General features: G+C 71.8%; 20 protein-coding genes. 10 read left to right on the top strand and 10 right to left on the bottom strand.

All coding sequences use genetic code 11. From position 1 onward, the window contains the following. Positions 1-17: 17 nt before the first annotated feature. Positions 18-1,220, bottom strand: a complete 1,203-nt coding sequence (locus ACQEV1_RS44335) for a cysteine desulfurase-like protein (RefSeq protein ID WP_433403069.1) — start codon at positions 1,218-1,220, stop codon at positions 18-20. Between the two features lie 161 nt (positions 1,221-1,381). On the opposite strand from ACQEV1_RS44335, the gene ACQEV1_RS44340 reads away from it, so the two are divergent. Then, positions 1,382-1,762 (top strand): YkvA family protein, encoded by a 381-nt coding sequence (locus ACQEV1_RS44340; protein WP_285583709.1) that lies wholly within the window; start codon positions 1,382-1,384, stop codon positions 1,760-1,762. A gap of 22 nt (positions 1,763-1,784) precedes the next feature. Here ACQEV1_RS44340 and ACQEV1_RS44345 read toward each other — a convergent pair whose 3' ends face one another. After that, positions 1,785-2,171: a VOC family protein gene (locus tag ACQEV1_RS44345; RefSeq protein ID WP_285627019.1), complete on the bottom strand. Its 387-nt coding sequence runs from the start codon at positions 2,169-2,171 to the stop codon at positions 1,785-1,787. A gap of 77 nt (positions 2,172-2,248) precedes the next feature. Here ACQEV1_RS44345 and ACQEV1_RS44350 point away from each other — a divergent pair, with 77 nt between their 5' ends. Next, positions 2,249-2,869 carry a uridine kinase gene (locus tag ACQEV1_RS44350; protein WP_433403071.1) on the top strand — a complete coding sequence of 207 codons (621 nt, stop codon included), beginning with the start codon at positions 2,249-2,251 and terminating at the stop codon, positions 2,867-2,869. Positions 2,870-2,983: 114 nt separating this feature from the next. Then, the gene (locus ACQEV1_RS44355; RefSeq protein WP_433403074.1) at positions 2,984-6,193 is read left to right on the top strand and encodes an NACHT domain-containing protein; all 3,210 of its coding nucleotides are present in this window, start codon (positions 2,984-2,986) and stop codon (positions 6,191-6,193) included. Positions 6,194-6,202: 9 nt separating this feature from the next. Here ACQEV1_RS44355 and ACQEV1_RS44360 read toward each other — a convergent pair whose 3' ends face one another. After that, the gene (locus ACQEV1_RS44360) at positions 6,203-6,373 is read right to left on the bottom strand and encodes a hypothetical protein (protein WP_285627010.1); all 171 of its coding nucleotides are present in this window, start codon (positions 6,371-6,373) and stop codon (positions 6,203-6,205) included. A gap of 270 nt (positions 6,374-6,643) precedes the next feature. Between ACQEV1_RS44360 and rodA the strand changes: the two genes are divergently transcribed. From rodA to ACQEV1_RS44380, 4 genes are all read left to right on the top strand, one after another. Then, positions 6,644-7,831, top strand: a complete 1,188-nt coding sequence (gene rodA / locus ACQEV1_RS44365) for a rod shape-determining protein RodA (protein ID WP_285627007.1) — start codon at positions 6,644-6,646, stop codon at positions 7,829-7,831. A gap of 82 nt (positions 7,832-7,913) precedes the next feature. Beyond that, a complete protein-coding gene (locus tag ACQEV1_RS44370; RefSeq protein ID WP_285627004.1) occupies positions 7,914-8,285 on the top strand; it encodes a hypothetical protein in 372 nt (123 codons plus the stop codon). Positions 8,286-8,424: 139 nt separating this feature from the next. Beyond that, a complete protein-coding gene (locus tag ACQEV1_RS44375) occupies positions 8,425-8,586 on the top strand; it encodes a hypothetical protein (protein ID WP_285583722.1) in 162 nt (53 codons plus the stop codon). A gap of 119 nt (positions 8,587-8,705) precedes the next feature. Next, positions 8,706-10,766 carry a catalase gene (locus ACQEV1_RS44380; protein WP_433403078.1) on the top strand — a complete coding sequence of 687 codons (2,061 nt, stop codon included), beginning with the start codon at positions 8,706-8,708 and terminating at the stop codon, positions 10,764-10,766. Positions 10,767-10,784: 18 nt separating this feature from the next. Here ACQEV1_RS44380 and ACQEV1_RS44385 read toward each other — a convergent pair whose 3' ends face one another. Further along, the gene (locus ACQEV1_RS44385) at positions 10,785-11,357 is read right to left on the bottom strand and encodes a TetR/AcrR family transcriptional regulator (RefSeq protein ID WP_285626997.1); all 573 of its coding nucleotides are present in this window, start codon (positions 11,355-11,357) and stop codon (positions 10,785-10,787) included. Between the two features lie 84 nt (positions 11,358-11,441). Here ACQEV1_RS44385 and ACQEV1_RS44390 point away from each other — a divergent pair, with 84 nt between their 5' ends. Continuing rightward, on the top strand, positions 11,442-12,395 hold the full coding sequence (locus ACQEV1_RS44390) for an NADP-dependent oxidoreductase (RefSeq protein ID WP_433403082.1): 954 nt from the start codon (positions 11,442-11,444) through the stop codon (positions 12,393-12,395). Positions 12,396-12,453: 58 nt separating this feature from the next. Here ACQEV1_RS44390 and ACQEV1_RS44395 read toward each other — a convergent pair whose 3' ends face one another. The 5 genes from ACQEV1_RS44395 to ACQEV1_RS44415 form a co-directional block, all read right to left on the bottom strand. Continuing rightward, positions 12,454-13,053 (bottom strand): AAA family ATPase, encoded by a 600-nt coding sequence (locus tag ACQEV1_RS44395; protein WP_433406102.1) that lies wholly within the window; start codon positions 13,051-13,053, stop codon positions 12,454-12,456. 18 nt (positions 13,054-13,071) lie between these two features. Beyond that, on the bottom strand, positions 13,072-14,070 hold the full coding sequence (locus ACQEV1_RS44400; RefSeq protein ID WP_433403085.1) for a hypothetical protein: 999 nt from the start codon (positions 14,068-14,070) through the stop codon (positions 13,072-13,074). Positions 14,071-14,161: 91 nt separating this feature from the next. Further along, positions 14,162-15,085 carry a MerR family transcriptional regulator gene (locus tag ACQEV1_RS44405; protein WP_285626989.1) on the bottom strand — a complete coding sequence of 308 codons (924 nt, stop codon included), beginning with the start codon at positions 15,083-15,085 and terminating at the stop codon, positions 14,162-14,164. Between the two features lie 15 nt (positions 15,086-15,100). Further along, on the bottom strand, positions 15,101-15,853 hold the full coding sequence (locus ACQEV1_RS44410) for an alpha/beta fold hydrolase (protein WP_433403088.1): 753 nt from the start codon (positions 15,851-15,853) through the stop codon (positions 15,101-15,103). 32 nt (positions 15,854-15,885) lie between these two features. After that, on the bottom strand, positions 15,886-16,482 hold the full coding sequence (locus tag ACQEV1_RS44415) for a TetR/AcrR family transcriptional regulator (RefSeq protein WP_433403090.1): 597 nt from the start codon (positions 16,480-16,482) through the stop codon (positions 15,886-15,888). 164 nt (positions 16,483-16,646) lie between these two features. Between ACQEV1_RS44415 and ACQEV1_RS44420 the strand changes: the two genes are divergently transcribed. After that, positions 16,647-17,609, top strand: a complete 963-nt coding sequence (locus ACQEV1_RS44420; protein ID WP_433403093.1) for an alpha/beta hydrolase family protein — start codon at positions 16,647-16,649, stop codon at positions 17,607-17,609. A gap of 721 nt (positions 17,610-18,330) precedes the next feature. Continuing rightward, positions 18,331-19,416: a hypothetical protein gene (locus tag ACQEV1_RS44425; RefSeq protein ID WP_433403096.1), complete on the top strand. Its 1,086-nt coding sequence runs from the start codon at positions 18,331-18,333 to the stop codon at positions 19,414-19,416. A gap of 278 nt (positions 19,417-19,694) precedes the next feature. Here ACQEV1_RS44425 and ACQEV1_RS44430 read toward each other — a convergent pair whose 3' ends face one another. Continuing rightward, positions 19,695-20,018, bottom strand: a complete 324-nt coding sequence (locus ACQEV1_RS44430) for an ArsR/SmtB family transcription factor (RefSeq protein ID WP_285583739.1) — start codon at positions 20,016-20,018, stop codon at positions 19,695-19,697. Positions 20,019-20,095: the final 77 nt, after the last annotated feature.

Here is a 20,095-nt window from a genome sequence, read left to right on the forward strand (position 1 = left end):
CCGCTGTCGGATGGTGCTCAACGCAATTCTGATACGGCCGCCAGCAGCCGTTCGACGTCGGACCGGTCGTTGTAGTGCACAAGCCCGGCGCGTACGGCGCCGCCCTGGTCGCGGATGCCGAGGGCCGCGGTGAGCTCCCACGCGTAATTGTGCCCGTTCCAGACGTTCACCCGGCGTGAGGCGAGGTGCTCGGCGACCGCGCGCGGCGTGTGCCCGTCGACGGTGAAGTAGACGGTGGCGGTACGCCGCCGGGGAGCGCCGATGAGCCGTACGCCGGGGAGGGCGGCGAGCCCGTCGAGCAGGTGGGCGAGCTCGGCCTGTTCGTGCGCCTCCACCGCGGTCATCGAGGCCAGGATCCGCTGCCGCCGCGTGCCGGTGGCGTCGGAGCCGAGTCCGGCCAGGTGGTCGACGGCGGCGGTCACGCCCGCGAGGTCGGCGAACGGCGCGGTGCCGGTCTCGAAGCGTTCGGGCACCTCGGTGGTCGAGGAGGCGAGCTTGTCGGGCTGGACGGTCTCCAGCAGCGACGGCGCGGCGACGACCGTGCCGATGTGCGGGCCGGACCACTTGTAGGCGCTGGTCGCGTAGAAGTCGGCGCCGAGCGCGGACACGTCGATCGGGGTGTGCGGGGTGGCGTGCACGCCGTCGACGTAGGTGAGCGCGCCGGCGTCGTGGGCGCGCTTGGTGATCGCCGCGACGTCGGGCATGGTGCCGAGGATGTTGCTGGCGGCGGTGACCGCGACGAGCCGGGTGCGGTCGCCGAGGAGGGTGTCGTACTGCTCGGCGGGCAGTTCGCCGGCGGGCAGGTCGACCTCGGCCCAGCGGACGGTGGCGCCGGCGCGCTCGGCCGCCTGAACCCAGGGCCGTACGTTCGCGTCGTGGTCCAGGCGGGACAGCACGATCTCGTCGCCGGGACGCCAGGTACGGGAGAGCGCGTACGAGAAGCGGTAGGTCAGTGTGGTCATGTTGGGCCCCAGCACGACGCCGCGCGGATCACCGCCGACCAGGTCGGCGACGGCCCGGCGGGCGTCCTCGACGATGGCGCCGGAGCGGTCGCTGGCCGGGAACGCGCCGCCGACGTTGCCGATGCCGCCCACGTACGCGCCCGCGATCGCGGAGATCACCGACTCGGGGACCTGTGTGCCCGCCGCTCCGTCCAGGTAGGCGTAGCCATCGCGCAGGGCCGGGTACGCTGCGCGAATCGATGCCAGGTCCAGGGTCATGTCAGCTCCAAAACACGCGTTCGGTCCGAAACTACGTGGCCCCAGGCTCTCGCGGGACGGCGGAGAGGGGAACCCCGGCCGTCCCGCGCGAATCCAACGGGAATGAAAACGGCTAGGCGGGACATACTCCGCGTGGAGCCCCCGAGTACGGAGGAGATCGCATGATCCTTCCCGGCGTTCTCGCGCTTCTCGTCGGCGCGGTGCTGGCCTTCGCCGTCCACGGTGACGTCGGGGGCGTCGGCGTCGGCACGGTCGGCGTCATCGTGATGATCCTCGGTGCCCTGATCCTCATCGCGGGCCTGCTGCGCCTGCGCCGCGGCAGCCGGCAGCGGGTCGCCGGCCACCGGGACCGGGTGTACCGCACGAGCAAGGGCAAGATCATCGCGATGGTCATCGCGGTGATCTACATCGTGTCCCCGATCGACATCATCCCCGACTTCCTGCTGCCGGTCGGCGTGATCGACGACGCGACGGCGTTCGGCTGGCTGCTGTTCGCCATCGGCCAGGAACTGACCCGCCGCCGCGGCGGCCAGGCGGCCTAGATGATGGGTGATCCGAGTCCGATCAGCCGCCGCTGCCGTACGGGCGGGTGAGGATCTCCAGGTTGTGGCCGTTCGGGTCGTCGAAGTACGCGCCTCGGCCGCCGTCGCGGTGGTTGATGCTTCCCTCCTCGTGGTGGGCGGGGTCGGCGTAGTAGTGGATCCCGGCGTCCTGGATGCGCCCGAAGATCGCGTCGAACTCCTCGTCCGACACCAGGAACGCGTAGTGCTGCGGCACGATCCGGTCCGGTTCGGCCTCCATGAAGTCCAGCGTGACGCCGTTGGCCGTCTGGACCGGCAGGAACGGGCCGAACGGCGCCCCGACCTCCAGGCCCAGGACGCGGGCCGTGAACTCCGCGGAGGCCGCCTTGTCGCGGGCCGCGACGATGGTGTGGTTCAACTGGATCGACATCGGTCTCACCTCTTCCCGAGACTCCTCACCCGGGGTACCTACCCAGCCGTACCCGGGTCGGCGGGCAGGATGGCGGGGTGCGCATCCGGCCGATCACCCCTCCGCTCCTGATCGAGGAGATCGCCGACCGTGTCGCGTCCGCCGGAACGCCCTGGGTGCGGGTCGCCGTCGACGGGGCGCCGCCCGCGCGGCCGGACGAGCTCGCCGACGCGCTGGCCGGGCCGCTGCGGCTGCGCGGCCGGGCGGTCGTGCGCGTCTCCGCGCGTGACTTCCTGCGCCCGGCGTCGCTGCGCTTCGAGCACGGCCGTACCGATCCGGACGTCTTCTACGACGACTGGCTCGACGTGGGGGCGCTGGACCGGGAGGTCCTCGGTCCGCTCGGGCCCGGCGGCACGGGCCGGGTGCTGCCCGCCCTGTGGGACAGCGAGACCGACCGTGCGGTGCGGGCCGCGTACGTCACGCTGCCGCCGGGCGGGGTGGTGCTGGTGTACGGCGCGCTGCTGCTCGGCCGCGGCCTCCCGTTCGACCTGACGGCGCATCTGTGGCTCTCCCCGGCGGCGCTGCGGCGCAAGGTCGCGGCCGACGAAGCGTGGACGCTGCCGGCCTACGAGCGGTACGAACGCGAGGCCGACCCGGCCGGAACCGCCGATCTGGTCGTCCGCATGGACCACCCCGATCGGCCCGCGCTCGTCGAATGAGCCGTAAGGGCCGCCGGAAAGGCGCCCGCGGACACGCCGCGCTGTTCCACGGGCACGTAAATGGGCGATGATGAAACGCACCGCCACTTCCCCGAAAAGCCGTGTGGAGCCGATGTGTCAGAGTCGTTGACCTATGTCGACGCGCTGAGAATCCTTGGTGATCGCCAGAGCCGACTCGTCAGCCTCCTCGACGGCGTGATGTCGGCGGGCCTTGCGACCTGGGCGGCGACCGCGTGGACGATGGGCGGCGACGCGTCCGCGCCGATGAACCTGTTCGACCTCAAGGACGAGGTGGTCCGGTTCGGGCACGAGTCGATGCGCCGGATCTCCGAGCGCCGCAACGGCCTGTCCCGGTACGACCGCACCCAGCGGCTCGCCGCCGCGCACGCCGTGCTCGTGGTCTCGTCCTACTTCGAGACGCTGGACCGTACGGAGCTGCCGCTCACGCCGGACCGGCTCGCCGTCGCGGCCGGTGAGCGGCTCGCGCCGGACGAGAGCCCGTCCAAGGGGTACGTCGACCTGATCGACGGGCTGCTCAGCGACCGGCTGCCGATGCCCGAGCCGCACGTGCCGTACGCCCGCACGCGCGAGGCCATCGAGGGCGTCTACGACCTGATGTCACGCCGTCTCACGACGCTGCTGCGCGCCGCGCCGGAGTGGAGCGCCCTGGCCGGGCGCGAGCGCACCCGCGTGCTGGACGCCGTGCGCCGCATGCCGCCGCAGGCGCTCAGCGCGTACGACGACGCGTTCCGCCGGCTGGCCTCCGACAACCGCGAGTTCGAGGTGTGGGCCAGCTTCACCGAGGCGTCCGGGCTGAGCGCGGGCCTGGCCGAGGTGGGCCGGCTGCTCGGCGAGATGGCGGGCCGGCAGGCCGGCGACCGGCCGCGCAGCCACCTGATCCGCGCCTACCGCGCCGCACTCGCCGAACCGGTCGTGACCACCGGGCACGCCCCGGAGTGGGTCTCGTTGCCTCCGCTCGGCGAGGCGTACATCAGCCCGCGCTGCAAGGCGGCCGAGGTGGGTCCGGGCGACACGCCGTCCGGGCAGGAGTGGTGGGACGCCCACGAGCCGGTGCCGTACGTCGAGAGGTTCCTCGCCGGGTACCTCACGCTGCCGCGCGCGGTGCGGGTGCCGCTCGTGGTGCTCGGCGAGCCCGGCTCCGGCAAGTCCAAGCTCACCGAGGTCCTCGCCGCCCGCCTGCCCGAGCAGGACTTCCTGCCGATCCGCGTCGAGCTGCGCGACGTCGAGGCCGAGTCGCTGATCCAGGAGCAGATCGAGCAGGCGATCTTCCGGCAGGCGGGCGAGCGCGTCTCCTTCCAGGACCTGCTCGACGCGGCCGCCGGAGCGCTGCCGGTGGTGATGCTCGACGGCTTCGACGAGCTCCTGCAGGCCGCCGGGGTCAACCGCTACGACTACCTGGAGCAGGTGCGCGACTTCCAGCGGCGGCAGCTCGCGCTGGGCCGTCCCGTGGTCGTGCTCGTCACGAGCCGTACGGTCGTCGCCGACCGGGTGCGGTACCCGGCGGGCAGCATCGCGCTCCAGCTCCAGCCGTTCACCGACGCCCAGGTGCGGCAGTGGCTGGAGGTCTGGCGGCGGCACAACGCCGACCTGCTGCGGGCGCGCGACCTGCGCCCGCTGACCCCCGAGGCCGCGCTGGCGCACCGCGAGCTGGCCTGCCAGCCGCTGCTCCTGCTCATGCTCGCGATCTTCGACGCGACCGAGAACGCCCTGGTGACCCGCGACGCCGGCCTCGGCCAGGCCGAGCTGTACGAGGCGCTGCTGATGGACTTCGCGCTCCGGGAGATCCGCAAGTATCCCGGCAACCAGTCGCTGTCGGCGTCCGCGCAGCGCAAGCTCGCCGAGAACGAGCTGGACCGGCTGGCGATGGTCGCGCTCGGCATGTTCGCGCGCGGCCGCCAGAGCATCACCGACGCCGAACTCGACCGCGACCTGGCGCTCCTGCGCCCGGAGCCGGACGCCGTCGATCCCGGCGACGAGGCGGCGCTCAGCCTGGCCCAGCGGGCGATCGGCCGGTTCTTCTTCATCCACCGGTCCGAGGCGCATGCCCGCGGCCACCGCACCCGCACGTACGAGTTCCTGCACACGACGTTCGGGGAGTTCCTGGTCGCCTGGCTGACCAACCGGACGCTCGGGGACCTCGTGGCAGTGCACGACCTGGTCCGCGACCGGCCGACCGCGGCCGCCGGGCGGCTCGACGACGGCTTCCTGTTCGCGGTCCTGTCGTTCGCGTGCGTGGCCGAGCGGGCGCCCGTGACCGACTTCCTCGCCGCGATCTTCCACGGGCTTCCCGAGGAGACCCGTGACGGCTACCGCGAGCTGCTGCTCCAAGTGCTCGACGGCGCGCTGTACACCCATCCGAGCCGGTCCTACGCGGCGTACGAGCCGGCGCGTCACCCGCTCACGCGCCGCCTGGCCGCTTACTCCGCGAACCTGACGGTCCTGCTCGTGCTGCTGTCCGCCGAGGGCATCGGGGTACGCGCGATGTTCGCGGGCGCCGCCGTCGAACGCTGGGTCGAGCACGGCCACCTGTGGAAGGGCCAGCTGACCCCGTCGGAGTGGAGCGGCCTGGTGAACACCGTACGGGGCCGGGTGAGCCGCGGCGAGGCGGGTGTCGACGTCACCCTGACCCGCGAGGACGGCTCCCCCGCGCGCCTGCTGGAGACGTTCGTCATCGTGCCACCCGGCGCGGTGACCGACACCACCGACTACGACGTGCTCCTGTCGCACGACCCGAAGACCTGCGACCTCGCCGTGCCGGCGTCGAGCTACCTCGGCCTGTCGATCCGGGAGCTGGCGTTCCTGCCGAACTGGCACACGGGGATGCTGCTGCTCCAGGCCGTGCCGTACCTGCGGGCGATGGGCGAGCAGCTCCGCTGGCGCCGGGGCGAGGACGGCGCGATCCTGCCCGCGTACCTGCTCTCGCTGCTGGACCACACCAAAGAGGCGCCGGCGTGGGAACGCGTGGAACACTACGCGCCCTGTTTCGAGGCCCTGCCGGCGTTCCCGGCACTGGGCCGGCTGGTCCTGCTCCGACTGCGTGAGGACGCCCGCTCGCTGCCGGTCGCGACGACGGTCGACCTCCTCCGCGAGGCCGCCTGCGTGCCGCCGTCAGAGGCCTACCTCGACATCGTCAACGACCTGTGGGCCCGCCACTCCGGCAAGACCTCCCCCGGCATCGGCGGCCGGGGGATGGTCATCGCGCTGGTACGCGCGCTCCGGCAGAAGTGGCCGGACGCGGACCTGGACGGGCTGGCTCCGGGCCTGCGCTCGGCCACGTTCGGCAAGCGCCGCCCGGAGTCGTGACCCGCCCGCTCAGACGCGCAGCGCGCGCCGGGCGAGCCGGAACCCGAGGTCCAGCCCGAACTGCGTGAGTACGCCCGCTCCGCAGGCGCCGGCGATCGCCAGCGCGATCGGCTCGAGGAGCGGGAACAGTGCGCGCATCACCGCGGCGAGGTCGCCGGGGATGCTGATAACGATGGTCATGACGGACCTCCCGTCTCCGCGCCGGAGGGCGCGGCGCCGGACCCGTCACGCGTCAGCGACGGCGCATGCCGGGTGCGACGGATCGTCGCCGGTGGGACACCGGCCGGGATGACAGGAACTCAACTCCGTCTCACCTCCTCAGACATGCGTCACGCCTCGCGATGAGGCGCCGTTTTCAGTGAAACCGCAGTTCACCGGGCTTGTCAAACAATTGCGTGAATGGGAGGAAACCGGGGCGGCGGCCGTCGCCGGGCCGGGTAGGCACCCTGCATGTCCGCTGGCTACGGCGGTTCGCTGTCCACCTTCCGGCGTTCGCCGATAAGACGCGCGATCGGCCGCGGGTCGATTTTCCGGCGCCTCGACTGGGTGCTGCTGGGCGCCGTCCTCGGGCTGACCTGGCTGGGCACGCTGCTCGTCTGGTCGGCGACCCGGCCCGGCCTCGTCCAGGCCGGCCGCGACCCGGAGAGCTACCTGAAGAAGCACCTGCTGACCGTGGCGGTCGGCCTGATGCTGGCCCTCGCGGTGTCCATGCTGGACTACCGGCTGGTCCGCGCGTACGCGCCGGTGCTCTACGTCGCCTCCTGCATCGGGCTCGTCGCGGTGCTCACCCCGCTCGGCTCGACGATCAAGGGCCACCACTCGTGGATCGAGGTGGGCGGCGGCTTCCAGCTCCAGCCGGCCGAGTTCGGCAAGGTCGGGCTGGTGATGGTGCTCGCGGTCCTGCTCGGCGAGCCGCGCGACGGCCACACCGAACCCGGCGCCGGCGACCTGCTCGCCTCCCTCCTGCTCGCGGGAGTGGTCGTCGGCCTGATCGTCATGCAGCCGGACCTCGGCACGACGATGGTCCTCGGCGTGCTGATCCTGGCGATGGTGGCGGTGTCCGGGGTGTCCCGGCGCTGGCTGTTCGCGCTGTCCGGCGGCGCGGTGGCGGCGGCCGTCGCCGGCTGGCAGCTGCACGTGCTCAAGCCGTACCAGGTCGACCGGTTCATCGCCTTCGCCTACCCGGCCGCGGACCCGAAGGGCGTCGGCTACAACGCCGCGCAGGCACGGATCGCGGTGGGCTCGGGCGGCGTGTTCGGCCGCGGCCTGTTCCGCGGGCAGCAGACCGCGGGTCACTTCGTGCCCGAACAGCACACCGACTTCATCTTCACCGTGGCCGGGGAGGAACTCGGCTTCATCGGGTCCGCATTGATCGTCGCGCTGCTCGGCCTGGTGGTGTGGCGTGCGCTGCGCATCGCGATCAACTGCGAGAACAGCTTCGGCGTCCTGCTGGCGTCGGGTGTCGCGTGCTGGCTGGGCTTCCAGGCCTTCGAGAACATCGGCATGTGCCTCGGCCTGATGCCGATCACCGGCGTACCCCTGCCCTACCTGTCGTACGGCGGATCGGCGACGCTCGCCAACATGGTCGCGCTGGGCCTGCTCCAGGCCGTCCACGTACGCCGTCACACGTTCGCCTGACGCGCAGTGATCACCGAACCGTTCCGGACCCCCGGTAGGCGGGGTATGGAGTAGTTTCGAAGGCCACCGACCAGGAGGTTTCATGCCGGCCGCCGACCGCACGCGCAGGTCGCCGCTGGCCTGCCTGCTGGTCGCGCTGGCTCTCGCGCTCGGGCTGAGCGGCGCCGCGCAGATGGGCGCCGGAGCGGGCGGCGGGCACCCGATGGTGACCGCCGCGTCCGGCGTTCCCGGCCCGCAGGCCGTTCTCGATCTCCACGCCCAGCCCCGGCTCGGTGCGCCTCGGGCGGACGCCGCGGCGGTGCCGTCCGCGCTGCTCGTCATCCTGCTGCTCGGCCGCCGGCTCCGCCGGATCCCGGCGCGCGCGGCGCGAGGAGCCCCGGGCCGCCCGCCGCGCGGCGGCCGGGCTCCCCCGGCCTCCCCACCGGTCCAGGGCCCTCTCACCGCGGAGCTGTGAGGACGGGCCTTCGGGCGGGGCGGTCGTGGGAGGACCGTCCGGCCGGGCCGGTTCGCGCCCGCGGTGTCCGTACGGGACCCGTGTCACGCACGGACGGTGCGTCTTCCGCCGTCCGCCGATTCCACGTGGAGACGTCTCCATGTCCACTCTTGCCATCTGCGTCGTGGTCGTCACGGTCTGCGGCGTGGCCCTGCTCGTCGCGATGTTCCCCCGGAGCGACAACCGCCTGGGGATGGCCGGGCTGGGCGTGCTGATGGCCGCCGACATCATGGCGATGGTGCACGCGGCCCTGCACGCCTGAGCGCGGCTTCCGGGCCCCTCACCCCCCTGAACCGGCCGCGACCTGCGGCTTAGTCTGGGAGTGAGGGGCCCAGACCGTTCGCCGCCCCGGCCCCGGGCGGATTCGACGGGGGGAAAGACATGACATCTCCGGATGACAAGCAACGGCAGCTCGACGCCTACCGGGTCGATCCGTGCGCCGCCGAGATGACCACGGATCTGGGGATTCCGATCGGCGAGACCGACAACTCCCTGACGGTGGGTGAACGCGGGCCGACGCTGATGGAGGACTTCCACTTCCGCGAGAAGATCACCCATTTCGACCATGAGCGCATCCCGGAGCGGGTCGTGCACGCCCGGGGCGCGGGGGCTTACGGGCACTTCGAGCTCTATGAGTCGCTCGGTGAGTACACGCGCGCGCGGTTCTTGTGCGACACCTCGGCGAGCACGCCGGCGTTCGTGCGCTTCTCGACGGTCGCCGGGTCGCGCGGGTCCTCCGACACCGTGCGGGACGTGCGCGGATTCGCCACCCGGTTCTACACGAAGGAGGGCAACTTCGACCTGGTCGGCAACAACATGCCCGTCTTCTTCATCCAGGACGGGATCAAGTTCCCCGACTTCGTCCATGCCGTGAAACCGGAACCGCACAACGAGATCCCGCAGGCGTCCTCGGCCCACGACACGCTCTGGGACTTCGTGCAGCTCCAGCCCGAGACCATGCACATGATGATGTGGATGATGTCGGACCGGGCGCTGCCGCGCAGCTTCCGGATGATGCAGGGCTTCGGCGTGCACACCTTCCGCCTGGTCAACGAGGCCGGGAAGGGCACGTTCGTGAAGTTCCACTGGAAGCCGAAACTCGGCACCCACTCACTCGTCTGGGACGAGACCCAGAAGGTGGCGGGCAAGGATCCGGACTTCAACCGGCGCGACCTGTGGGAGGCGATCGAGTCCGGCCAGTACCCGGAGTACGAGCTCGGCGTCCAGCTCGTGCCCGAGGGCGAGGAGGGCCGGTTCGACTTCGACCTGCTCGACCCGACCAAGATCATCCCGGAGGAGGAGGTCCCGGTACGGCCGGTCGGCCGCCTGGTGCTGGACCGCAACCCGGACAACTTCTTCGCCGAGGTGGAGCAGGTGGCCTTCCACCTGGGCAACGTGGTCCCGGGCATCGACTTCACCGACGATCCGCTGCTCCAGGCCCGGCTGTTCTCCTACCTCGACACCCAGCTCCTGCGGCTCGGCGGCCCGAACTTCACGCAGCTGCCGGTGAACCAGCCGGTCGCGCGGGTCGACAACCACCAGGTGGACGGGCCGCACCAGACGCGGATCCCGCAGAGCCGCGCGACCTACCACCCGAACTCCATCGGCGGCGGCTGCCCGGCCCTGGCGGACGAGAACGCGTACACGCACTTCCCGGAGTACCTCGCCGGCCACAAGACGCGCAGGCGTCCCGAGAGCTTCGCCGACCACTACTCGCAGGCCACGCTGTTCTGGAACAGCATGGCGGACTGGGAGAAGGAGCACATCGTCGCGGCGTTCCGGTTCGAGCTGGGCAAGGTCGACCGCCACTACGTGCGCGAGGGCGTGGTGGAGAACCTCAACCACGTCGACCACGACCTCGCCGTCGCGGTCGCCGAGGGGGTCGGCGTCGAGCCGCCGGAGAAACCGGTGACGGACAACCACGGGCGCAGCTCGCCGGCCCTGAGCCAGGCCAACACGGCCCACAGTCCCGCCACCCGCAAGATCGCGATCCTGGTCGCCGACGGAGTGAACGCCGAGGACGTCGGGACGGTACGGGACGGGCTGCGCGACATCGGGGCGACGCCCGAGGTGCTGGCCCCGCGTGACGGTTCCGTACGGTCCGCCGACGGTGCGGCCGTGGAGGTCACCCGTGCGCTGCCGACGGTCGACTCGGTGCTGTACGACGCGGTGGTGGTGCCCGGCGGCGCGGAGTCGGTACGGACGCTGTCCCAGGACGGCGGTGCGGTGTACTTCCTCACCGAGGCGTACAAGCACTACAAGGCGATCGGCGCGCTCGGCGAGGGCCGCGACCTGCTGTCCGCCGCCCGAGTCCCGGACGGCGGCCTTGACCTGGGCGTCGTGGTGACGGACCGGCCGGACGGCGCCTTCGTCAAGGAGTTCGGCGACGCCGTGGCGGCCCACCGCCACTTCAACCGGGAGACCGCCGCCGTACCCGCCTGAGCGGCGCGAGAGGCGGACTCAGCGGACCGTCGGGGCCGGCGGCGCGACCGCCTCGCGCAGCTCGGCGGCGGCCTGGGCGACGAGCTCGGCGAGGGTCGCGTCCGGGTCGGCCAGCCAGCGGGACGTGGCGCGCCGGGAGATCGCTATCGCCACGTCGATGACGAAGCGTGCCTCGCCAGGCTCGACGCCGCGACGCTCGAGCGCCCGTGCCAGCGCGCCGGCGATGTCGGCGAGCTTGTTCAGATCGCGCTCGGCCAGTGCCGGGTTGGCGGCGATCACCTTGACGCGGCGCAGCAGGAGCTCGCGCGGGCGAAAGATCTCGTCGGCGGTCCCCAGTGCGGTCAGGAGCGCCTCGAACGGTGTGAGGCCCGGATCGGCCGCCTCGACCTGGGCGACGAGGTGGGCCTCGAGCTCGTCGCCGGCGAAGAGGACCTCCCGCTTGTCGGGGAAGTAACGGTAGAAGGAGCGTTCGGTCAGACCGGCGGTGCGCGCGATCTGCGCGACCGAGGTGCGCTCGAACCCCTGCGTCTCGAACAGCTCGAGCGCCGCGCGCTCGAGCCGGCCCTGTGCGTCGGACTCCCACCTTGGCATGCCCACCAGGCTATGACAGCAGAGGCTGTCGTCGCAGTGCTACGGTCGATGACAACAGATGCTGTCATCAGGTGGGAGATCGTCATGAAGGCTCTTCAGTTCGACCGATTCGGATCCCCGGACGTGATCGTGCTCCGCGACGTCCCGAAGCCGGAGCCGGGACCCGGCCAGATCCGGATCGCCGTTCGGGCGTGCGGCCTGACCCCGGCCGACTGGCACACGGTCGACGGCCTCCTCGCCGACCAGTTGCCACCGCTGCCGCGCGGGCTCGGCTTCGAGGTCGCGGGCACCGTCGACGCGCTCGGTGCGGGCGTCGACGGTGTCGAGATCGGCGACCGTGTGTTCGGCCCGGCGACCTTCGACGGCCCGACGGCCGGGGCCGCCGAGTACGCGCTGATGGCGACCTGGGCACGCATCCCCGAGGGCGTCGCCGCCGAGCAGGCCGCCGCGCTGCCGATGGCGGCCGAGACGGCGTGGCGCGCGCTCGACGACCTCGGTGTCCAGCCGGGTGAGCTGTTGCTTGTCCACGGCGCGGGCGCCACCGTGGGTGAGGCGGCGGTGCGCTTGGCGCTGCACCGGGGTGTCCGGGTGATCGCCACCGCCGGGCCGGCGCGGGCCGCCGCCCTGGAAGAGATCGGCGCCCGGGTGACCGGCTACGGCGACGGCATGGCCGAACGCGTCGCCGCACTGGCCGGTGGCCGCGTCGACCGTGCTCTGGACACGGCCCCGACCGGTGGCCGGGTCGACCGCGCCGACCAGGCCAGCCCGGCCGGCGGCTCGCTGCCGACCCTGATCGAGCTGACCGGGGACCCCGACCGCGTCCTCACCGTCTCGGACTTCGCCGCCGCGGCCGAGCTGGGCACCCGGGTCACCCGCATCGACATGCGCTACGACCTGCTGGGCGAGTTCGCCCGGCTGGCCGGCGAAGGCGTCCTGGTCGTATCGGTCGCCCGCACCTACACGCTCGACCAGATCCAGGAGGCGGCCGAGCTCAGCCGGTCCCGCCGGCCCGGCGGCAAGCTCATCCTCGTCCTGTGATCGCCTTGCCGCCCTGGTCGGGCGAGACGTAACAAGATCGCGAAGTCGTACCGGCGTACTAGCCGCGGTGGATGATGACCTGGGCGAAGCCCTCGGCGCGCAGGCCGGGGATCGACGCGCGCAGTTGGTCGTACTGCCGGTCGACGAACTCGGCGGGCACGCGTCGTCCCCAGCGTGCCGAGCCGATCGGGCCGGGCCGGATGGCGTTGCGCGCCTGGGCCAGATGCAGAGGCGTGTCGACCACGAGGGCCACGGCGGGCATCTCGTGCGCGGCGGCGAGATCGAGCAGGGGGCGGCGTGCGGCGGCCTCGACGTTCGTGGCGTCCACGACGGTGGTGAGGCGGCGGCGAAGCCTGCCGTCCAGCACGGTGTGCAGGGCGCGCACGGCTTCGCCGGTCGCGGCCTGGTTGTTCTCGTCGCCGCTGACGATCTTCCGGAAGCCGTCCAGGCTGAGCACCTGGGACGGGCGCCACTTCGCGGCGACCGTGGACTTGCCGGAACCGGGGACGCCCATGAGCACCACCAGGACGGGGTCGGTGGTCAGCGGTCCGGTCAGGCGCCGGCCCGCGGTCCCCCGGCCGAGAGCGGCGCCACGGAAGAAACGCGTCGCGACCTGGAAGGGCCCCAGCCGCCCCGCAGCGTCACCTATGGCGTTCAGGTCGGGGACCTCCGCGCGTCAACCGTACTCGGGGGCGGGGCACGGATTGCTCTGCCACACGTTCGACAGCCACTTCACCAGGTAGATCAACGCGATCAAGGCGGCGAGGACCACGGTCGCGGCCCACAGGTACTGCTCCGCCTCCCACAACGAGAGAACACCCGCGACGAAAAAGGGGGCGAACACCAGCAGGGCGAAGGTCGCCGCGATGGCGATACCGATGACTTTTCGCGTGTGACAGTTGAAGGCCTGGATCGTCTCCGCGTTGTTCCTGTCCATGGCACTCTGGTTTTTGGCCTGCGTCTGAATATCGCCGAGAAGCTGATGGTAGGTCGCCTGCGTCCAGGCCTGGTGGCCGTCGCTCGCCCGCCCCGACCACGAGTCACCGAGGCGTTCGAGCCCATCGAGCGTGGCGGAGTGCAGCCGGTTCGCGGTGCGTGTGACGCCGTCCAGCCGGTCGGCCGCCTGGAGGTACTGCCCGGGGTCTCGCACGTTGCTCCGAAGAAGCGCACCGATGGGCTGGACGAGATGTCCGAGTCCGACGAGATTCGCCGCTTTCTGAAGGCTCTGGTAGAGGCGGAAGATGTCCTCGGCGGAGGTCGAGTCCGAGGAGGTCACCGTGGTCGCCGCCGTGGTGTCCAGGGTCTGCCCGGTCGGCTGCGGCGGGGTGCCCGGCGGCGAGGAAGGCGGATCCGCCGCGACGCCCGGCTGCGAGGCGAGCCAGGACCGCCATTCGGCCTGCCCGTAGCCGGCCATCGCCGTGTCCATGTCATCGATATGGCCGTCAACGTGGCGACGGGCTCCCTGAACGACGTCGTGCAGGCCGTCGAGCGCCACGTCGCGGTTCTTCGCCGCGTCTGCGACCACGGCCGGAAAGGCGTCCGCGGAAAGGCCGGCGGCCGCGATCGCCTGATGAAGACCCGGCAGGCTTTCGGCGACATTGGTCAGAGTGCCGTCGCGGAAATCCCGCAGTCCCGCGGTCTCGACCGTATATCCGTCCAACGCCTGGTCTGTCATCGCCCCTGACCTGCTTCCGCGATCGAATTCCGGCGCGCGAGACCACGGTAAGGAGAGGCGATGAAATCACGATGAAACAGTGGTCAATCGCCTACGCGGAGAGCGCGGCGAGGAACCATCGCGCGGCCGGCACCGGGTCCGTACGGGCCGGCGCGCCGTTGATCGTCGCGAGCAGCCGCAGATAGCGCGTCACCCGGGCGTCGGCGCCGATGCGGATCCGCTCGGCCAGCCACGCGCGGAACTCCCGGTCGTCGCGGCGGCGGTGTGCCTCGGCGAACACCGCGACGAGCCGGTCGACGATGGGGCGGGCCTCCGCGGAGGCGGGTGGCAGCCCGTCGGCGAGCGCTCCGCCGGCCAGTTCCAGTACCGCCTCCTCGGCCGCCTGCCAGTCACCCGGGTCCCCGCCGTCGGCGCCGGTCGCCCGGTCGGCCGCGTGCCGTTCGAGCGCCCGCCGTACGGCCGAGCGGAAATCCGGGTCGCTCACGAGGTGGGCGAGCTCCACCCAGGCCTCGATCCGCTCGGGGTCGTCGGGTGGCTCGGGCAGCAGGGAGCGCAGCCGGGCGGCGAAGCCCGGTTCCGGCTCGAGCCCGGCCGTGGCCTCGGCGACGAGCCCGGCGACCAGCGCACGGCGCTGCCCGCCGGACAGCCGCGCCAGCCGACCGGCCCGTACGAGCCCGTCCGCGTCCGTGTGCCGCGCGGCGGTGTACCGGAGCACGGCCTGGCGTACGCGCAGGTCGGCGATCCGCTCCTCCAGCGCCGCGGCCTCACGGGCGGCGACGTCGGCGACCGCGCGCTCGTCGGCGAGGATCCGCGCGACGGTGGCGAGGTCGACGCCGAGGTCGCGGAGGGTGCGGATCAGTTCCAGCCGGCGCAGTGCCTCCCGGTCGTAGAGCCGGTGGCCGCCGGCCGTCCGCGCGGCGACCGGCAGCAGACCGGCGTCGGAGTAGAACCGTACGGTCGGCACGGACAGGCCGCTGAGCCGCGCCACCTGGCCGATCGTCCGCAGGTCGTCCATGCCGCCCAGTGTCGCTCATCCCTCCTCCAGCACGAGACCGGCGACCGTGCCGGGAGCCTCCAGATGGACGTCGTGGCCGGTCGGGACGTCGAGCAGGCGCAGCAGCGGGGTGGCCGCCGCGACGGTGCGCAGGCGCCGGGCGAAGCCGCGCCGGTACGCCCCGAACGCCTCGGCCACCTCGGGCGGCAGGAGCTCCTCCATCTCCGGCCGCGCGGAGGAGACCACGACCAGCGGGCAGCGCGGCGCGGCGTACGTGGCGAACAGGTCCAGTGCGTCGAACTCCGCGATCAGGCGGGTCAGCGCGGGATCCCCGGCCTGCTCCAACGACGCGTCCAGGAACCCGCGCATCGTACGCCGGGCGGCCGCGGCGTCGACGCCCTCGAACGGGCCGGTCGGGTTGGTGTGCCCGTCCAAATTGACCGCGAGCGGGCACTCCGGGTGCCGCGTCGCCCAGATCGCCGCCACGAGGCCGCCGAGCGAGTGGCCCACGACCGCCGGCGCCGCCAGCCCGCGATGGGCGATGACCGCGGCCAGGTCGCCGACCGCGCCCGGCCAGGACCAGAGCGCCGCCCCCGACCGCCCGTGCCCGCGCAGGTCGGCGGTGACGACCCGGCGTCCGGCCGCGACCAGCAGCGGGACCACCGCGTCCCAGTCGTCCATGGTCCGCCCGCCGCCGTGCAGAAGTACGACCGCACGCCCGTCTCCGCCGTGGTCGCGTACCGCGATGCCCACGCCGTCCGACGGCACGACATGCTCTGAGACCGTCACCGCCGCTCCTCTCGTCGTTCCGGCGCGAACGACTATGAGGTCTCAAGCGACTTGAGCTTCAACCCTGCGATCAGGAGGCCGACCAGCCGGCGCGCGTCGTAGCGGGGGCTGTTGCCGGCGCCCGCGCACAGGCCCCCGATGCCGCGCATGAGCTCGTAGGCGTCCTGGCCGGGGCGGATCTCGCCGGAGCCGGCCGCGGCGTCGAGCAGCCGGGCGCACACGGGCACGAGGCGGTCGACGAAGTAGGAGTGCAGGGGGTCGAAGCAGGGGTCGTCGGACTGCAGTACGGCGGCGAGTCCGTGCTTGGTGACCAGGAAGTCGACGAAGAGGTCGATCCACTGCCCCAGTGCGGCGTACGGCGTCGGGCCCTCCGCCAGGAGGGCGGGGCCGGCCTCGGCGAGAGCCTCCACCTGATGCCGGTAGACGGCGATGATGAGGTCCGCCCGTGTCGGGAAGTGGCGGTAGATCGTGGCCGTACCGACGCCGGCCTTGGCCGCGATGTCGCGTATCGGCGCCTCCACGCCCGAGGAGACGAAGACCGCGGCGGCCGCGTCGAGCAGGGTCTCCTTGTTGCGCCGCGCGTCCGCCCGTTTGGGCCGGTCCGCACGCCCCGCGCTCTGGTCGCTCACGCGCCCTTCCCTTCGCCACCGGCCTTGCTAAGCGGGACAGTGTCCCGTATGTTCAAAACGGGACAACGTCCCACTTATCCATCATGCCAGATCACGGGCCCGGCACCAAGCCGCGCGCGCCCGCCGGGCCGCCCGCCGCGAACCAGCCGAAAGAAGATCCCGACATGACCGAATCAGACCCGGCGATCACGGACGCGGCCATCGGCCTCGGCGCGCCCACGCCGATCGTCTCGGTGAAGCCGATAACGCTGCCGGCGCCAGGCCGGGGCGACGACCTGCAAGTGAAGGTGTCCGCGCCGACGACCGGGCGCGACCTGCCGATCATCGTCTTCTCGCACGGCTCCGGCTCGTCGCTGGACGGCTACGGCCCCTTGGCCGACTTCTGGGCCGCTCACGGCTTCGTGGTCATCCAGCCCACCCATCTGGACTCCAGGACGCTGGGCATCCCTCGCGACGATCCCCGCACACCCCGGATCTGGCGCCTCCGGGTCGAGGACCTCAAGCACGTGCTCGACCGGCTCGATCTCCTGGAGGCCGCCGTTCCCGGCCTCGGTGGACGCCTGGACCGGAGCCGCATCGCCGCGGCCGGGCACTCCTTCGGCGGCCAGACGGCGGGCAATCTGCTGGGCCTGCGCGTCCTCGATCCGGAGACCAAGGAGGAGGCGGACCTGTCCGACTCGCGGGTCAGGGCGGGCGTCCTGTTCGCCACGGCAGGAGAGGGCGGGGCCAACCTGACGCCGTTCGCGGCCGAGCACTTCGCGTACATGAACCCGAACTTCGCACACCTGACCACGCCGACCCTCGTGGTCGCCGGGGACCGGGACGACACCCCACGGAAGCACCGGCTGACCGTTCGCGGGCCGGACTGGATGACCGAGCCGTACCTCCTGAGCCCCGGCGGCGAGAGCCTGCTCACTCTCTTCGGGGCGGAGCACTCGCTCGGCGGAATCGCCGGCTACGAGGTCAGGGAGACGACGGACGAGCACCCCGGACGAGTCGCCCTGGTCCAGCGGCTCACCTGGGCCTACCTCCGCCACGCGCTCGGCATCGACGACGCCGGCTGGCGTACGGCGGAAAAGGCCCTGACGGAGGGCACCCACCCACTGGGCCGCATTGAGTCCAAGTAGTACGAGTCGGAACATAGGTGACATTTCTTAGGTAGTCGCTGGAATTTCGGGCGCAAACGGCTCGATGACGCGGCACCGCCGTCGAGTGGACAAGTGACGTCGAAGAGGGGTCATTTGCCCGGCCCGCTATCGACTTACATTGACAGCCTGTAACCGAGCCGACGCCCAGGGTGATGTCTTTAGCAGTGCGAACAATGGGGGGTGTCCTAAACGAGCGCCGATGACGTTCCGTGAGTCGAGGCCGGGGACGGCTGGGATGTATGTGCGACTATGCCACCCCATTCGTCCGGCTCTGTCGCATGTGCGGTGTCACGCAGGGTGAGCGATAAAGTGTGCCTGAAGAAGCGGTGCGCGATTGACTTTCCGAAGCCGGGTAATGGCCGCTGGATTTCCTTGGTCATTTTTGCGGGAGGAATCCGGGTGAGAGTGAGCCGGAGCTTCACAACAGAAAACCGCGAGACCGCCGACACCGTACCGCCATGACGAGCGGCGATGCGACCGGTCGCGCACCCAATGTGAATTGTCCCGATTCGCTCTTGCAGAACAGGCGCGATGCAGGAGTGTGATGAAATGGCAATGATGACCATTTCGCTGCGGTTCATGGGTGATCGTGGCGACGACCCGCTGCTGTCCGGACCTACCGCACGTCACGCCTTGTCGGCCTGGGCGCGGTACGCGACCGGGAGCGGCGGCGGGCCGGACCCGGCCCCCGGTGGCGGTCGTGGGTGACCAGGCGCCGCGGTCCCGGCGCTCCGGAGAATCCGGGAGCGAGCGGGACCGGGCGGGCCGTCGCGGCCCGCGGCGCTGCCGCATCATCCTCTTCGTCCTCGGCGGCCTGCTCGGGCCCGGCTACTGGCTGTGCGGCTCGGTGTGGGGCGGCCGGCTGGTCGGGAGGTCACCGGCGGAGGGCCGCTTCACGGAGTTCGTCCTCGCGATGGTCGTCGTGGTGGTGGCGTCCTGGGGGCTGCTGCTCATCCTCGGCGAGGCACTGCTCTTCGCGCTCGCGGTGGTCCGGGCCGACGACCGGGAGCGCTACGACATCTACCGCAACCTCATGATCCTCTGGGGGTACGTCCTGACACTCGGGATCCCCCGGCACTTCCGCAAGCTGCCGGCCCAGTTCGGCACCCTGCCCGACGACGCACGGCCGCGGACGGGCGGAAGGCCACCGGCACGCGGGGACGCCCGGACGGGCCGGACCGTGAACGTGCACCACGACCGTACGGAACGCGGACAGCAGACCCGCGAGACGGCTCCCCGCCCACGGACGCGAACCGGCGCGGAGGACCGGACCCGCGAGGGCGCGCGGGACCGCTCGGCGACGCCGGAACGCACCGACGTTCGCGACGACCGTACGGAACGCGGAGAGCAGATCCGAGAAGCGGCCCCCCGCCGACGGACGCGAAGCGGCACGACCGCCCCGAGGCCCCGCACGAGCGGCGGAACGGAGGACCGGGACTCCTCGGCGGCGCCGGGGGCGCGGAAACGAGCAGCTTCGCTCGGCGCCGTCGCGCGGGAGGGCGCTCCGCCGTTGGGGCCGATCTTTCCGCCGCGACCGGCGGCCGAGGCCGAGACGACTCCTGTCTCCGGGCCCGCCTCCGGGCCGGTGGCCGCGAGCGCGCCCGTCCCGGTCGCCGCGGGTCCGGCGGCGGAGGCACGGCCGGGAACCGAGTTGCGGGACGCGCTCGACCTCCTCATGCGGTACGCCGCGCGCTTCGGCATCGGTGAGCCCGGTACGCCGGAGCCGGCACCGCCGGATCCCGGGACGCCGTTCGGCGTCGTCGCCGAGGCGGGAGGAGACACGTGACCGTGCCGTCCCGCAGCTTCCCCGGACCGCCCGGAGAACCATGTCCCGTCGAGTGACGGGCGAGGGTTCCCGGGCGGTTCGCGCATGGATCGCCGGGAGCCGGGCGGGGTACCGGCCCGGAGCCGCTCTGGACGAGCATGGTGACGAGTCACCGCCCGTACATCACGCGCCGGAGGCAGGGGTAGCCGATGGCGGGCTTCTTCTGGGAGGAGAAACTTCTCCTGTCAGGAGAACCCCTCGAGAGGAACCACCCGCCTCTCGCCCCTTGGAATCGACCGTTAGACGAGGTCTTCCGGCGTGGCGAGTACGGCCTTCAGCAGCCCCGGGAAGCAGGCGTCCAGGTCCTCGGTCCGCAGGCTGATGATGCGCTGGGCGCCGTGGACGCGCTCACGGAGGATCCCCGCCTCGCGCAGGACCTTCTGGTGGTGGGAGAAGGTCGGCTGGCTGATCGTCAGGCCCGCGGTGTGATGCAGCTCGACACAGGGTGACTCGTCGAGCGCCGCGAGGGCCCGCACCATGGTCAGGCGGACGGGATCCGCGAGCGCCGCGAGCACCTTCCTCAGCCGGAGATCCTCGGTCGCGGGATGCCGGTCGTCACTCATGACCCCACCATATCGACAACTATCGATCTGATCGACTAACGTTACAGACATCGACGGACATCGATATATGGAGCGTG

The organism is Actinoallomurus sp. CA-142502 (genome assembly GCF_050936355.1).
In the GTDB taxonomy this organism is placed as follows: Bacteria; Actinomycetota; Actinomycetes; order Streptosporangiales; family Streptosporangiaceae; genus Actinoallomurus; species Actinoallomurus iriomotensis.

What these genes read in the sequence shown, in the direction of transcription:
- ACQEV1_RS44335 (WP_433403069.1), bottom strand. Translation starts at nt 1,220, where the DNA reads ATGACCCTGGACCTGGCATCGATTCGCGCAGCGTACCCGGCCCTGCGC.
- ACQEV1_RS44340 (WP_285583709.1), top strand. Translation starts at nt 1,382, where the DNA reads ATGATCCTTCCCGGCGTTCTCGCGCTTCTCGTCGGCGCGGTGCTGGCC.
- ACQEV1_RS44345 (WP_285627019.1), bottom strand. Translation starts at nt 2,171, where the DNA reads ATGTCGATCCAGTTGAACCACACCATCGTCGCGGCCCGCGACAAGGCG.
- ACQEV1_RS44360 (WP_285627010.1), bottom strand. Translation starts at nt 6,373, where the DNA reads ATGACCATCGTTATCAGCATCCCCGGCGACCTCGCCGCGGTGATGCGC.
- rodA (WP_285627007.1), top strand. Translation starts at nt 6,644, where the DNA reads ATGTCCGCTGGCTACGGCGGTTCGCTGTCCACCTTCCGGCGTTCGCCG.
- ACQEV1_RS44370 (WP_285627004.1), top strand. Translation starts at nt 7,914, where the DNA reads ATGCCGGCCGCCGACCGCACGCGCAGGTCGCCGCTGGCCTGCCTGCTG.
- ACQEV1_RS44375 (WP_285583722.1), top strand. Translation starts at nt 8,425, where the DNA reads ATGTCCACTCTTGCCATCTGCGTCGTGGTCGTCACGGTCTGCGGCGTG.
- ACQEV1_RS44380 (WP_433403078.1), top strand. Translation starts at nt 8,706, where the DNA reads ATGACATCTCCGGATGACAAGCAACGGCAGCTCGACGCCTACCGGGTC.
- ACQEV1_RS44385 (WP_285626997.1), bottom strand. Translation starts at nt 11,357, where the DNA reads ATGCCAAGGTGGGAGTCCGACGCACAGGGCCGGCTCGAGCGCGCGGCG.
- ACQEV1_RS44390 (WP_433403082.1), top strand. Translation starts at nt 11,442, where the DNA reads ATGAAGGCTCTTCAGTTCGACCGATTCGGATCCCCGGACGTGATCGTG.
- ACQEV1_RS44400 (WP_433403085.1), bottom strand. Translation starts at nt 14,070, where the DNA reads ATGACAGACCAGGCGTTGGACGGATATACGGTCGAGACCGCGGGACTG.
- ACQEV1_RS44405 (WP_285626989.1), bottom strand. Translation starts at nt 15,085, where the DNA reads ATGGACGACCTGCGGACGATCGGCCAGGTGGCGCGGCTCAGCGGCCTG.
- ACQEV1_RS44420 (WP_433403093.1), top strand. Translation starts at nt 16,647, where the DNA reads ATGACCGAATCAGACCCGGCGATCACGGACGCGGCCATCGGCCTCGGC.
- ACQEV1_RS44430 (WP_285583739.1), bottom strand. Translation starts at nt 20,018, where the DNA reads ATGAGTGACGACCGGCATCCCGCGACCGAGGATCTCCGGCTGAGGAAG.